This is a genomic window from Vibrio qinghaiensis (assembly GCF_002257545.1).
Lineage (GTDB): Bacteria > Pseudomonadota > Gammaproteobacteria > Enterobacterales > Vibrionaceae > Vibrio > Vibrio ordalii.
Genome location: NZ_CP022741.1, coordinates 1,348,615 through 1,361,755, shown reverse-complemented (window position 1 = coordinate 1,361,755; position 13,141 = coordinate 1,348,615). Strand labels below are relative to the sequence as shown.

General features: G+C 42.1%; 14 protein-coding genes. 9 read left to right on the top strand and 5 right to left on the bottom strand.

From position 1 onward, the window contains the following. Positions 1-69: 69 nt before the first annotated feature. Positions 70-903 carry a CvfB family protein gene (locus CCZ37_RS06275; protein WP_094500046.1) on the bottom strand — a complete coding sequence of 278 codons (834 nt, stop codon included), beginning with the start codon at positions 901-903 and terminating at the stop codon, positions 70-72. A gap of 98 nt (positions 904-1,001) precedes the next feature. Between CCZ37_RS06275 and CCZ37_RS06270 the strand changes: the two genes are divergently transcribed. Continuing rightward, positions 1,002-2,354: a hypothetical protein gene (locus CCZ37_RS06270; protein ID WP_094500045.1), complete on the top strand. Its 1,353-nt coding sequence runs from the start codon at positions 1,002-1,004 to the stop codon at positions 2,352-2,354. Positions 2,355-2,391: 37 nt separating this feature from the next. Here CCZ37_RS06270 and CCZ37_RS06265 read toward each other — a convergent pair whose 3' ends face one another. Together CCZ37_RS06265 and CCZ37_RS06260 are read right to left on the bottom strand one after the other, a co-directional pair. After that, on the bottom strand, positions 2,392-2,871 hold the full coding sequence (locus CCZ37_RS06265; RefSeq protein ID WP_010319068.1) for a PaaI family thioesterase: 480 nt from the start codon (positions 2,869-2,871) through the stop codon (positions 2,392-2,394). A 119-nt stretch (positions 2,872-2,990) separates the two neighbouring features. Continuing rightward, positions 2,991-3,881 carry a putative PEP-binding protein gene (locus CCZ37_RS06260; RefSeq protein WP_010319067.1) on the bottom strand — a complete coding sequence of 297 codons (891 nt, stop codon included), beginning with the start codon at positions 3,879-3,881 and terminating at the stop codon, positions 2,991-2,993. A 206-nt stretch (positions 3,882-4,087) separates the two neighbouring features. Between CCZ37_RS06260 and CCZ37_RS06255 the strand changes: the two genes are divergently transcribed. Further along, positions 4,088-5,149 carry a 3-deoxy-7-phosphoheptulonate synthase gene (locus CCZ37_RS06255; protein WP_094500044.1) on the top strand — a complete coding sequence of 354 codons (1,062 nt, stop codon included), beginning with the start codon at positions 4,088-4,090 and terminating at the stop codon, positions 5,147-5,149. Between the two features lie 27 nt (positions 5,150-5,176). Next, positions 5,177-5,659: a YajQ family cyclic di-GMP-binding protein gene (locus CCZ37_RS06250; protein ID WP_010319065.1), complete on the top strand. Its 483-nt coding sequence runs from the start codon at positions 5,177-5,179 to the stop codon at positions 5,657-5,659. A gap of 116 nt (positions 5,660-5,775) precedes the next feature. Here CCZ37_RS06250 and CCZ37_RS06245 read toward each other — a convergent pair whose 3' ends face one another. Continuing rightward, positions 5,776-6,696 carry a precorrin-2 dehydrogenase/sirohydrochlorin ferrochelatase family protein gene (locus tag CCZ37_RS06245; RefSeq protein WP_094500043.1) on the bottom strand — a complete coding sequence of 307 codons (921 nt, stop codon included), beginning with the start codon at positions 6,694-6,696 and terminating at the stop codon, positions 5,776-5,778. Positions 6,697-7,153: 457 nt separating this feature from the next. On the opposite strand from CCZ37_RS06245, the gene CCZ37_RS06240 reads away from it, so the two are divergent. The 6 genes from CCZ37_RS06240 (at position 7,154) to CCZ37_RS06215 (ending at position 12,673) form a co-directional block, all read left to right on the top strand. Then, positions 7,154-8,182, top strand: coding sequence for an amino acid ABC transporter substrate-binding protein (locus tag CCZ37_RS06240; protein WP_010319063.1), 1,029 nt, complete (start codon positions 7,154-7,156; stop codon positions 8,180-8,182). 69 nt (positions 8,183-8,251) lie between these two features. Continuing rightward, complete coding sequence (locus CCZ37_RS06235; protein WP_094500042.1) at positions 8,252-9,457, top strand: amino acid ABC transporter permease; 1,206 nt, start codon at positions 8,252-8,254, stop codon at positions 9,455-9,457. A 1-nt stretch (position 9,458) separates the two neighbouring features. Further along, a complete protein-coding gene (locus CCZ37_RS06230) occupies positions 9,459-10,556 on the top strand; it encodes an amino acid ABC transporter permease (protein ID WP_094500041.1) in 1,098 nt (365 codons plus the stop codon). Between the two features lie 20 nt (positions 10,557-10,576). Further along, positions 10,577-11,344, top strand: coding sequence for an amino acid ABC transporter ATP-binding protein (locus CCZ37_RS06225; protein WP_013856933.1), 768 nt, complete (start codon positions 10,577-10,579; stop codon positions 11,342-11,344). A gap of 204 nt (positions 11,345-11,548) precedes the next feature. Further along, the gene (locus CCZ37_RS06220; RefSeq protein ID WP_094500040.1) at positions 11,549-12,217 is read left to right on the top strand and encodes a Bax inhibitor-1 family protein; all 669 of its coding nucleotides are present in this window, start codon (positions 11,549-11,551) and stop codon (positions 12,215-12,217) included. Between the two features lie 126 nt (positions 12,218-12,343). After that, positions 12,344-12,673, top strand: coding sequence for a TusE/DsrC/DsvC family sulfur relay protein (locus tag CCZ37_RS06215; RefSeq protein ID WP_017041982.1), 330 nt, complete (start codon positions 12,344-12,346; stop codon positions 12,671-12,673). A gap of 55 nt (positions 12,674-12,728) precedes the next feature. On the opposite strand, the gene yccX is transcribed toward CCZ37_RS06215, so the two are convergent. Then, complete coding sequence (gene yccX / locus CCZ37_RS06210) at positions 12,729-13,007, bottom strand: acylphosphatase (RefSeq protein WP_094500039.1); 279 nt, start codon at positions 13,005-13,007, stop codon at positions 12,729-12,731. Positions 13,008-13,141 lie beyond the last annotated feature (134 nt).

Here is a 13,141-nt window from a genome sequence, read left to right as displayed (position 1 = left end):
ACAGAAAAGTTTTGGGCCTTTTTTTAATTGTTAAAGGAAATAGATTGCAACAGAGCCTAAACGCCTCAGCTATACAAGATGAATCCCATCTTCAGCAATGGTAATTTTACCTTGCTTATACAAACCACCAATGCTCTTTTTAAAGGTCCCTTTGCTGGTGCGGAACATCGAAAAAATGGCTTCTGGTGTCGATTTATCACTTAATGGAAGAAAACCACCCTTTTTCTCAAGTAACTCAATGATTTTAGTGCTTAACTCATCCATTTTGGCTACGCCAATTTTTTGCAGCGCTAGATCAATTTTTCCATCTTCACGGATATTTTTGATGTAGCCTTTTAAGATCTTACCAATAAACAGTTTACCAAACACATCTGATGGGAAAATCATCCCCCAGTGCTCACCATTGATGATGGCCTTGTACCCGAGTTCTGAGTGTTCTGCAATTAACAGATCAACTTGCTGATTCTGCGTATAGTTTGCAGGCGTTTTATCCAGCCACTTGTTGAATTTTGTTGTGCCTACGATACGGCCGGAAGCCTTATCGGTGTAGACATACACTAAAATCATTTGTCCTTCTTTAAAACGAGCACGCTGTTCGCTGTAAGGCACCAATAAATCTTTACCTTTCAATCCCCAGTCAACAAAAACACCAGTGCTATTCACACCTTGTACTTTCATCAATCCCCACTCGCCTACTTTTGCAATCGGTTTTTCAGTCGTCGCGGCAAGTTGATTGTCTGAATCGAAATACAAAAATGCGTCTATTTTCTGCCCCAATTCAACCCCATCTGGGGTAAATCGTTTAGGCAGTAAGGTGGTTCCAAAATCTTCAGCATCCAAAAACACGCCGAAATCAGCAACCTTTACGACTTCTAAACTGTTTATTTGACCAACGTTAATCATTTACTATGTCTCACCTCAATTTTGCAGAGATTATACGTGATCTCTGTTATCCTTTCCTGCATTCAAAGGAAAAATAAGCATTTTTTCAGGAGCTTTCTTTGGTTAATGTCGATAAGCAAGATACCATCACGCTTAAAATTTCACATGCCATGTCTCAGAGCAAAGAACTTGATCTAGACATTTACCTATTCATTCCCGGTGATTTAGGTTTAACGCCCGAAATACTTCCTGAGTCTGATTTTTACTATAGCTTCATCCACCAAAAGCGTGCGTATTACAGCGATGAAACCTTGCTGCCCTTAGTTCACAGCAGGCTTGCACAGCGAGGCCATCTCTCTTCCACTCAATATCGGGTAAGTTTGAGTTTATTTGCTTATCAGTATGTTATCGCTCTAGATAAAGCTGTAGTACAACTCAATACAACGAGTGACACCGTCACATCAGATGAAGTTGATAGCGTCATTGAGCTCTCTTTGGATATTTTGAAAAGATTACGCCGTAGCATTCCTTATGAAGAAAACTTAAAGCGTTATTACGCCAATATTGATAACTATTTATCTTGGTATACTGAGCAAAATTTTCTCTCTCTTGTTGCACACATGAACCGTGATGGTGAATACAAAACCATCAAAGAACGTTTGATTACCTTGGTTGAGAAAGAACAGGCGCATCGTAAGCTTAACAACTATAACTCGGCAAAAGCAGGAGAAGATATCACTCGGCTGAGTAACAAAATGCGCCTCCTACGCCGATTAATCGAACACCCCATTATGCTAAATGAACACGTCACCTCTTTGGGTAATAACATGAAACGCGCCGTTAAAGGCATCGCGACTGGGCTTGTAATGCTGTTTGTCACCGTTATAGCCATTACAGCTAGAGACTATTGGGGTGAGATCACCGCATCCTTTATCATCGCTATGTCGTTTGTCTATGCATTACGCGAAATATTTAAAGATGATTTACGCGATATGCTGTGGCGTTGGATCCGCAAAGGAAAACCGAAATGGAAGCGTCGTTATATAGATCCAACGACCGGAAAATCTGTGGGTTACAAAATTGAGTGGCTTGATTATACCAACCTGAGTAAATTACCAGACCGAATCAAAACAATTCGCAAGAAACGTATTGTTCAAAGGGAAGAACAGGTACTTCACTACCGCTCTGAAACAGCGATGTCAACCTCACGATTTATGAGCGGCTATGAGGAAACACGCGAAACTTTACACATTGATCTACGCCCGATTACCCGTTTGATGGACAAAGGTTCTAACCGCATTTATCAGTTAAGTGGTGGTCAAGTGAGTCGAGAGACCGTAGAAAAACGGCACTTGCTCAACTTGATAATCAAAGAAGATAACCACAAAGCAGAGCCCCGCTACTACCGTTGGAAAATTGTTTTAAATAGAAATAAGATTGTCGACATTGAACCAATAGAATTAAGCGAATAGATAAAATTAAGCGAGTAATTCCTCGTTCTATTCAAACTTATTTGCTAATGCGCTTTAACGATAAAGTGAGAAGAAATTCCGCCATTGGTTCGTCACCGTGTAACGAAGGACAGGTTGCGATAATCTTCACTGTCTGATTCACTCGCTCTCCGGTCGCGATAGTTTCATCAAGCATACTGTCTATTAGCTGACCATCATAGCAATGAAAATGAACATCCGCCTCCGGCCTTTTTAAAAACTCCGCACTGACTGCTTTAAACGCCAACGATACTTTGGAGCCACGCTGTTGTGCTTTATGCATTGCCATAAAACCGCCCGCTACGTCTGCACCAACGGCCAATACACCAAAATACATACTATTTAAATGATTTTTATTGCGGCGTTTCAGTGGAATTCGAATTTCTACAGAGCGTTCGTTTAACACTAAAATCTTTGGTCTACACGACCAAATCAATGGCACTTTTAAAAAGCCAAACAGATTTAAGTAAAGATTCGCTTTTGTTAATGGGGAGAGCATAAAGCCTGACCTTTTCAATATGGTTGTCGGACCAGTTCAAGGTATACGCCGCGAAATGTCAATGAGTTGTTACAAAAAGTTAGGGTTGAGCGCAGCTATTCTACGCCCAAATCAAGTCATTACATTTTTACCACAACATCGGCTTGAACACTTTCAGCTAAGTGCTCCTGTAGCTTTGGATAGCTTGCGAGTGCTTGGGTAACGACCAAAATCGGCTTATTCGCATGACGTGCCGCTTTTGATGCTAAATCGAGCAGCGTGATGACCGCCTCACTCTCTGGATTAAACAAATGGGAAAGTTCGGGGTTCTCTTTATCAATGCCTAATGTGTATTGTGTTAAGTTATCGATGTTGATCACCACACCATCAAAATAGTGCATCAAACGCTCTGCCAACAATGCCGCTGATGGAACATCGCAAGAATAAAGCACTTTCAAACCATCTAAACTCCGAGGTAAAGACTGCTCTGCCAGTCGGTCAATGATCGTAGCCGCATCACTTAATGTTCGAACAAATGGCACCACAATTTCGATGTTCAATCCTTGCTTGCGCAATGCCTTGATCACAGCGCATTCATAACTAAACGCTTTTGCATACTGGTTGGAAGAAAAACGCGATACGCCACGCACTCCCATCGCTGGGTTAATTTCATCCGTTTCAACACTTCCACCGATCAACGCTTTATAAGTGTAACTATCTGCATCACTCAAACAGACACGAATCGTAGTGTGATTTTTTTGAACCGCTGCCACGACTCTATCAACAATGGTTGACGTAAAATGCTCCGCCACCGCTTTGTCATCAAGAATGGATTGCAAAGAGCCTTGTTCAAGTTCAGTTAGATTCGCAAAATGTTGCTCAATCGAAGGATGATAAAACAACGAATCTAAAATAATGTCGGACAGCGATACATACAAATGCTGGGCATTTCCACTTGATTCAATTGCCGCTGGAAGGGCATCACCTAAGATCAACTGAGGGTGGATCGTATCATGTTGTGCCAAACTCATTCATTACTCCCTACATTTTTAATTATCTTGCTCAGGAAAATACCCATAGCCGAGTATTAATTCAAGTAAAAGTAAATATTTATGATGAATTTATGAATAAAATTTCATCTTGCAGATGATAAGCAATAAGTTTTCCGTTTTGGAGTTTATTCCTATTGCCAATTCCGTTATCTTTACCGCTTCGCAATAAGAGTACAGGCTTTACCATGCCATTAAAAACAGATGAATTAAGAACTCAAGCCTTGGGCCCAATGCCGACTCCGGCAGAGCTTGGAAATGCGCATCCGATCACAGACGACGTAGCAGAGCGCATCGCAAACTCACGCCGTCAAATTGAAAATATTCTGACTGGTCACGATGATCGCTTGTTAGTCATTGTCGGTCCGTGTTCAGTACACGACACTGAAGCCGCAATGGATTACGCTCAACGTTTGAGTGCGATCCAAGACCAATATAAAAATGAACTGTTTATCGTCATGCGTACCTATTTCGAGAAACCACGCACCGTTGTGGGCTGGAAAGGTTTGATTACGGATCCCAATCTGGATGGTTCATATGCACTGGAAACAGGGCTCAATAAAGCACGAAAATTATTATTAGATATCAACAAGCTAGGCCTTGCTACTGCGACTGAATTTTTAGACATGATCACCGGGCAATACATCGCAGATCTCATCACGTGGGGAGCTATTGGTGCGCGTACTACGGAATCTCAGATACACCGAGAAATGGCGTCTGCACTGTCGTGCCCTGTCGGTTTTAAAAATGGCACGAATGGCAACATCAAAATTGCTATTGATGCCATTCGTGCGGCCCAAGCATCGCATTACTTTTACTCACCGGATAAAAATGGCCGTATGACCGTTTATCGTACCAGTGGTAACCCCTTTGGCCATGTTATTTTACGCGGTGGTGATACAGGGACAAACTATGACGCTGACTCCGTATCTGCAGCCTGCGAGCAACTGATCGAATTCGGCTTAGCCCCACGCCTCATCGTAGATTTTAGCCACGCGAATTGCCAAAAGCAGCATAGAAAACAGATAGAGGTAGCTACCGACATCTGCAAACAAATACGTGCAGGGAAGGATTTCGTTGCTGGAATTATGGCTGAAAGCTTCATTATCGAAGGTAACCAGCCAATGCATGACTTGAATAATCTCACCTATGGCCAATCGATTACCGATCCATGCTTAGGATGGGATGACACAGCAACTATGCTGGATATGCTGGCACAAGCGATCACTGACCGCCGTAACTTAAAGTAAATACTAAGCAATAGATAAGGAAACACCATGCCTTCTTTTGATATCGTTTCAGAAGTCGATACTGTTGAACTTCGTAATGCTGTCGATAATGCAAACCGAGAGCTTTCTACTCGTTTTGATTTTCGTAATGTAGAAGCGGGATTTGAACTCAAAGATGAAGTTGTAAAACTGTCTGCAGAAGATGATTTTCAACTAGGTCAAATGATGGATATTTTACGTGGTAACCTCGCTAAACGAGGTGTTGATGCCAAAGCGATGGAAGCAAAAGATTCCGTACATTCCGGCAAGCGCTGGTTTAAAGATGTCCAATTTAAACAAGGACTGGACCCGTTAACCTCCAAGAAAGTGGTGAAAGCCATTAAGGATGCCAAGCTCAAAGTCCAAGCATCTATTCAAGGTGAGAAAGTAAGAGTAACAGGTAAAAAGAGAGATGATTTACAATCAGTGATCGCTCTCATGCGTGAATCGGATATGGGCCAGCCATTCCAGTATGACAATTTTCGAGACTAATACCACGAATAAGACACCGAAGCCACCACGACCTGGTGGCTTTTTAATCGCTGATAGTGATTATCATAATGAATCCATTTATTCCCTCTAACTTGGGTGAATGAATACCCAACGTCTTACAACATTAAGTCTTTCCCCACAAGCAAAGCGTACTCTGTTGTGTTTCTAGGCAATAAAATACATATTCTTTTGCAATCAGACTTTGCTTGCTCAAGCTTTTCTGCAAGTTGCGCGGCATTCTTAAAACTTTCCCTTTCAGCATCACGGCGAACAAGATCAATCAATTCAAAAGGAGAATGTTGTTCATAAAAAACCACCTCTGCCCTTTGCATGTAGCGTAGCGCTTTGATCGGTAGCATTTCAACATCATCGCTACAGCTTATCCATGTACATTGTGCTGATTCTTCTATAGGCACTAAGAGAGCTTGTTGGTATAAACGCTCTAATTCTTCACGGCTTACTGCATTTTCTGTTTTGGAATCACTTAAAAAGGCTTCCCAAAACTTTCTTCTATCACTGACAGAATTGAGTGATTGTTTAATTGAGTTTCTCTTAGAAGCAGCGAAATCAGCAAGCAACGAGAGATTTTGCGGAAGAACCGCTTCCAATGTTTCTCGGATATTTCTCACCAACACTGGCGATGCACCACCACTGGATATTGCGATCTGAATTCGTCCACGATTGACCATCGATGGCGTAATAAAATCACAGTATGGTTGATCATCGACAACATTGACCAAAACACCTATCTTTCTTGCATCTTTATGCACTTGGTGGTTAAGCGACGGATTATCCGTTGTGGCCCATACTTGCCAGTACTCCTTGGTTAATAGTTCTGATGAATAAAAGTTTTGAACCCATTGACAACGATTCTGCTCTACCAGCTCCAAAAGATAACGTTCAATCTTAGGTGATACGACGGTGACTTGAGCCCCAGCTCGAATCAATGCTTCTACTTTTCGACAGGCGACTTCGCCTCCCCCTACAACCAATACTGGTTTGCCCGATAAATTCAAAAACAGAGGAAAATACTGCATTTCATTCCATGAATAATCTAGATAACTATTCGTTTGATGCTACCAAAAATAGGGCATCTGCGACACTAATTAAATATAGCTAAATAATTATCAACCAAATTTTCATCATTAGTCAGTTTAAAATCCCGAGAATACGCTAATGATACAATTGTTAATTTTACGTTAAAATAAAAACATGCTGCTTCTATTCTGTTGCCCCACAGTTGAACACGGCTGCACTGTTTACAATTATTCAACATTTGTTCATTCTAGCTGCAGCCTAGGTTTGTGAATCTAATCAAAAATCTTTCAAATGACTAATTGGAGAAAATACAAATCATTACCTAGGCTTATAAATAGTTGATTTGTAAATGTGCGATTGCATGCAAATACAACTTAGAAAGCTACACGACAACATTTTTAGTACGTTGTATCAGGTGTTACCTGGTTTAACATTGATCATACAGGAAGGATACAAATGGCGAATAAACTCACTGTTCTTGCTTCTGCTGTAGCAGCTTCTACTGCCATCATGGCGACGACAGCTTCAGCAGCAGATAGCACTTTAGATAAAGTACTTTCGCAAGGTTTTATTACTTGTGGTGTGAGCACTGGTCTACCAGGCTTTTCCAACCCAAACTCAAAAGGAGAATGGGAAGGTATTGATGTTGAGTATTGCCAGGCTCTTGCCGCAGCAGTTCTTGGTGACAAATCGAAAGTAAAATATGTTCCACTGACAGCAAAAGAACGCTTTACCGCCCTCCAATCAGGTGAAATCGATGTTCTTTCACGTAATACAACCTGGACGCTCCAACGCGACGCAGCACTTGGCCTTAATTTTGTCGGCGTAAACTATTATGACGGTCAAGGGTTCATGGTGAAAAAAGATCTAGGAGTGAAAAGTGCAGAAGAGCTCGATGGTGCATCGATTTGTGTCCAATCCGGTACAACTACTGAGTTGAACTTAGCGGACTACTTCCGCAACACGGGCATGAAATACAAACCTGTGGTATTCGATACTGCAGCGCAAACCTCAAAAGGCTTCGACGCAGGCCGTTGTGATGCTCTAACAACCGACCAATCCGGTTTATATGCGCTACGTTTGAACTTAACTGATCCTAACGTCGCAGTTGTATTACCTGAAATCATTTCTAAAGAACCACTTGGGCCCGTTGTTCGTCAAGATGATGACAAGTGGTTTAACGTGGCGAAATGGACTCTCAATGCCATGATTAACGCAGAAGAGTACGGTATTACCTCAAAAAATGCAGATGAAATGCTTAAATCTAGCGATCCTAATATCAAACGCATACTTGGCCTGGACGGCCCTAAAGGTAAAGGTTTGGGCATTCGCGATGATTGGGGATACCAAATTGTAAAACAAGTCGGTAACTATGGTGAAAGTTTTGAACGCACTGTAGGTAAAGGTTCTCCCCTACAAATCGCACGAGGTGCAAATGCGTTGTGGAATGCTGGCGGCTTTATGTACGCTCCACCACTTCGTTAATAGTCACACAGTCCCAAATAGGCGGTTTTAACCGCCTATTTGGAAAAATGGATTTGAGGTTATAGTTGTATGAAACCTACTAAAACTATTGCGGCTGGCTCAGGATATCCCTCGGCTAAAAGCGCAAATTTGTTCTACAATCCTACTTTTCGTTCAGTCACCTTCCAAATTATTGCTCTTCTCGTTCTGGTTTTTTTCTTTTACACCATTGTGAACAATGCACTTTCTAATTTAAGTTCTCGAGGCATTGCCACGGGGTTTGACTTCCTAGATCAAGAAGCTGGCTTTGGAATTGGACTGACTTTGATCGAATATGATGAAACCTTCAGTTATGGACGGACCTTTATCATAGGTTTACTCAATACCGCGCTTGTTTCCTTTCTCGGCATTGTATTTGCTACCCTTTTAGGATTTTTTATCGGTATTGCTCGTCTCTCTTCCAACTGGTTAGTTAGTCAACTCGCTGCGGTTTATATCGAGATCTTCCGTAATATTCCTTTATTACTGCAAATTTTCTTTTGGTATTTTGCCGTGTTACAGGCTCTACCATCGCCTAGGCAAAGCATGCAGTTAGGGGATTCTATTTTTCTCAATGTACGTGGTCTGTTCTTCCCAGCTCCCATTTTTGAAAGTGGCAGCACATTTATCTTTATTGCCTTTCTTGCTGGCTTACTAACCACCTTTATTATTGGCATTTGGGCTCGAAACAAACAACGTTTAACAGGTCAGCAGACCCCTATGAGTAGAATTGCGGCTATCTTGTGCATTCTACTTCCTGTCATTGTGTACTTTGCTATGGGCCGTCCAGTGTCGGCAGAATATCCACAACTGCAAGGGTTCAACTTCCAAGGTGGCATCAGTATTATCCCAGAATTAGCCGCACTGCTGATTGCACTGAGTATTTATACGGCCGCATTCATTGCTGAAATTGTCCGTTCTGGCATTAATGCGGTGAGCCATGGTCAATCTGAAGCGGCCATGTCTTTAGGATTAACCCGTTCAAAAACATTAAAACTCGTGGTCATTCCTCAAGCGCTGCGCATCATTATCCCACCACTCACCAGCCAATATCTGAACTTAACCAAAAACTCATCATTAGCGATGGCAATTGGCTACCCTGATTTGGTGTCTGTTTTTGCCGGCACAACGCTCAATCAAACGGGTCAAGCGATTGAAATTATTGCGATGACTATGGGTGTTTACCTCACACTCAGTTTGACGACATCGGCATTAATGAATATCTATAACCGTAAAGTGGCTTTGGTGGAGAGATAAGATGAAAGTACATCAATTTCAGCCTAACTTGCCACCGCCAGCCAATACCGTTGGCTTCATTGGGTGGCTGCGCAAAAATCTTTTTAATAACGCACTCAATTCCATCGTTACCCTGATCTTAGGGTATTTCGCCTTCTGGCTTGTTTGGCATACTGTCGATTGGGCGATTATTAATGCCGATTGGGTGGGCACACAACGTAGTGATTGCACCCGTGAGGGGGCGTGTTGGGTGTTTATTAGCGTACGCTGGGATCAGTTTATGTATGGATTTTATCCAGAAGCTGAGCTCTGGCGACCTCGCCTCTTCTATTTCACTCTTGCTATTTTTAGTGCGTTGCTCGCCTATGAAAATACACCGAAAAAAACGTGGATTTGGTTGTTTTTTGTCAATATCTATCCATTTCTTATCGCGGCATTACTCTATGGCGGCTTTTTCGGCCTCGAAGTTGTTGAAACGCATAAGTGGGGAGGCTTATTAGTTACGCTAATCATTGCCTTAGTTGGGATTGTTGTTTCGTTACCGATTGGCGTTGTATTGGCGTTGGGCCGGCGTTCCGAGATGCCCATTATTCGCAGCCTATGTACCGTTTACATCGAGGTGTGGAGAGGAGTACCACTGATTACAGTTTTGTTTATGGCATCCGTTATGCTTCCTCTGTTCCTCTCGCAAGGCTCGGAAACGGATAAACTGGTTAGGGCATTAATTGGGGTGGTCATGTTCAGCTCAGCTTATATGGCAGAAGTGGTTCGTGGTGGTTTACAAGCGATACCTAAAGGTCAATATGAAGCCGCCGATGCGTTAGGTTTAAGTTACTGGAAAAAGGCCAGTTTGATTATTTTACCGCAAGCGCTGAAGATCACGATCCCTTCTATCGTTAATACCTTCATTGGCTTATTTAAAGATACCAGCTTAGTGCTCATTATCGGGATGTTTGACGTACTCGGTATTGGACAAGCTGCCAATACCGATCCGGATTGGTTAGGCTTTTCTACTGAAAGTTATATATTTGTCGCATTAGTGTTCTGGGTGTTCTGCTTTTCTATGTCGAGATATTCGATATGGCTTGAAAACAAACTCCATACTGGTCACAAACGATAACTACAAATCAAGGACGTATTATGACGCAGCAACGCAACCTCGCACCTTCTGAAGAAATCATGATTCAGATTAATGATATGAATAAATGGTACGGTGAATTTCATGTACTAAAGAACATCAATCTTACCGTTAAAAAAGGCGAAAAGATCGTTATTTGTGGCCCTTCAGGCTCAGGGAAATCGACCATGATTCGCTGTATTAACCGCTTGGAAGAGCACCAAAAAGGACAAATCGTCGTCGCGGGCAACGAACTGACAGAAGATCTTAAAAATATCGAAGCCGTGCGACGCGAGGTCGGTATGTGTTTCCAACATTTCAATCTTTTTCCGCATTTAACCGTGTTAGAAAACTGTACACTCGCTCCAATTTGGGTAAAAAAGATGCCTAAAGGAGAAGCTGAAGCGGTTGCGATGAAGTACTTGGAACGCGTGAAGATTCCCGATCAAGCAGACAAATATCCCGGTCAACTTTCTGGCGGTCAGCAGCAACGAGTTGCGATTGCACGCTCATTGTGCATGAACCCACAGATTATGTTATTTGATGAACCAACATCTGCACTTGACCCGGAAATGGTACGGGAAGTATTAGATGTTATGGTTGAACTCGCAGGAGAAGGCATGACGATGCTTTGTGTTACCCATGAAATGGGTTTTGCAAAAGAAGTCGCCGATCGCGTTATTTTCATGGATGCCGGCGAGATCATTGAAGAAAATAACCCTGTTGAATTTTTTGAAAACCCTCAATCTGATAGGACGCGCAATTTTCTCTCTCAAATTCTTCATCATTAATACATTCGCAACGAACAAAACGAGAGGTGAATATCACCTCTCGTTTTGTTTACATGCATAGACACATGGTGTTACACATTCCTTAACATCTAACTGACTATTTTTATTACAATTTACACAGAACAAATACGATACAGGGCTTGCTTTTTAGCTCATTCAGCCCCATAAATGTACATACAAACATAAACCCTTACGAGGAAGATTATGAACAGCCCTATGTTTACTCGCTCAGCTAGCTTAGAGAGCACGCTACAAACCAATAAAGTGTTGAAGAATACTTACTTCTTGCTTTCAATGACTCTTATCACTAGTGCTATTGCTGCGATGGCAACAATGGCAATGCAGATTTCACCATTCATGGCACTCGCTATGCAATTGGGGGCAATCGGTATTCTGTTCTTCGTTATGCCTAAAGCCATTAACTCCTCTTCAGGTATTGTATGGACATTTGTGTTCACGACATTAATGGGGGGAGCTCTGGGCCCAATGCTTAATCACTATGCGGCAATCCCGAATGGCTCTAGCATTATTGCTCAGGCACTCGGTCTTACTGGCCTTGTTTTTATCGGCTTATCGGCTTATACCATTACGACTAAAAAAGACTTTTCATTCATGAGAAGTTTTTTAATGGCAGGCCTAATTATTGTCATCGTTGCCGCGATTATTAATATTTTTGTTGGCTCTACCGTTGGTCAACTAGCGATCAGCAGCATCGCGGCGCTCGTGTTTTCTGGTTTTATCCTATTTGACACAAGCCGCATCGTACGAGGTGAGGAGACAAACTACATTAGTGCTACCATCTCAATGTATCTAAATATCCTGAACTTGTTCACAAGCTTATTGGCTATCCTAGGCATTATGAACGACGACTAATTTACGTCGACATTTTGTCCAAACGAGCCCGCAAGCCACAGCTTGCGGGCTTTTTGCTTTCTAAACAGTTGAGATCACACATTCACTACGCTACCCTAAACGCGGATTTTTAATCGAGTAATAAAGATGTTTGAATACAATGGTAAAACCGTCGAAACTGATTCTCAGGGTTACCTCCTAGACCATACCCAATGGGAAGAAGGGATGATCCAGACGCTGGCCAGTCAGGAAGATATCGAGTTAACAGACGCTCATCTAGAAGTCATTTTGTTCGTGCGCCACTTTTATGAAGAGTTTAATACTTCACCCGCAGTGCGTATGTTAGTCAAAGCGATGGAAAAAGCGCATGGTCCGGAAAAAGGCAATAGCAAATATCTATTCAAACTCTTTAAAAAAGGCCCGGCCAAACAAGCAACTAAACTTGCTGGGTTACCAAAACCTGCCAAATGCTTGTAGTGCGAAACTAAGCCCCAAGCAACTTAACCATACAAAGTACAAAGCGTTGCTACTTTTAAAGTATTTCGAATCCGCTATATTTTTCAGTATAAGAAAGAAGTGATTCACGCGACACAGACATTACTTTCGCCGTTTTGGGGCCTTGTTGAAGCCACTGATAAAACTGCTCCAAATTTTCACTATTCCCAATGGCGATAACTTCAACCTCGCCGTTATATAAATTTTTGGCATAGCCTGTTAAGCCTAGCTTTAGTCCTTGATGAGCGGTGTGATAACGAAAACCAACCCCTTGGACCCTGCCTGTCACGATAAACTTGTCGCACTGTTGAGCCATTTGGATCCCTCTCTATGTTTAAATACTCAATCATTTATCTACTAAAATGCGTCTTCACCATAATGAAAGAAATGGCAATGGGTTAATTTGATGTACATCCCATAGACACTCTCCCCAAACAATTTCCTTTATTT

Coding starts and splice junctions, on each gene's coding strand:
- CCZ37_RS06275 (WP_094500046.1), bottom strand. CDS start 903: ATGATTAACGTTGGTCAAATAAACAGTTTAGAAGTCGTAAAGGTTGCT.
- CCZ37_RS06265 (WP_010319068.1), bottom strand. CDS start 2,871: ATGCTCTCCCCATTAACAAAAGCGAATCTTTACTTAAATCTGTTTGGC.
- CCZ37_RS06260 (WP_010319067.1), bottom strand. CDS start 3,881: ATGAGTTTGGCACAACATGATACGATCCACCCTCAGTTGATCTTAGGT.
- CCZ37_RS06255 (WP_094500044.1), top strand. CDS start 4,088: ATGCCATTAAAAACAGATGAATTAAGAACTCAAGCCTTGGGCCCAATG.
- CCZ37_RS06250 (WP_010319065.1), top strand. CDS start 5,177: ATGCCTTCTTTTGATATCGTTTCAGAAGTCGATACTGTTGAACTTCGT.
- CCZ37_RS06245 (WP_094500043.1), bottom strand. CDS start 6,696: ATGCAGTATTTTCCTCTGTTTTTGAATTTATCGGGCAAACCAGTATTG.
- CCZ37_RS06240 (WP_010319063.1), top strand. CDS start 7,154: ATGGCGAATAAACTCACTGTTCTTGCTTCTGCTGTAGCAGCTTCTACT.
- CCZ37_RS06235 (WP_094500042.1), top strand. CDS start 8,252: ATGAAACCTACTAAAACTATTGCGGCTGGCTCAGGATATCCCTCGGCT.
- CCZ37_RS06230 (WP_094500041.1), top strand. CDS start 9,459: ATGAAAGTACATCAATTTCAGCCTAACTTGCCACCGCCAGCCAATACC.
- CCZ37_RS06225 (WP_013856933.1), top strand. CDS start 10,577: ATGACGCAGCAACGCAACCTCGCACCTTCTGAAGAAATCATGATTCAG.
- CCZ37_RS06220 (WP_094500040.1), top strand. CDS start 11,549: ATGAACAGCCCTATGTTTACTCGCTCAGCTAGCTTAGAGAGCACGCTA.
- CCZ37_RS06215 (WP_017041982.1), top strand. CDS start 12,344: ATGTTTGAATACAATGGTAAAACCGTCGAAACTGATTCTCAGGGTTAC.
- yccX (WP_094500039.1), bottom strand. CDS start 13,007: ATGGCTCAACAGTGCGACAAGTTTATCGTGACAGGCAGGGTCCAAGGG.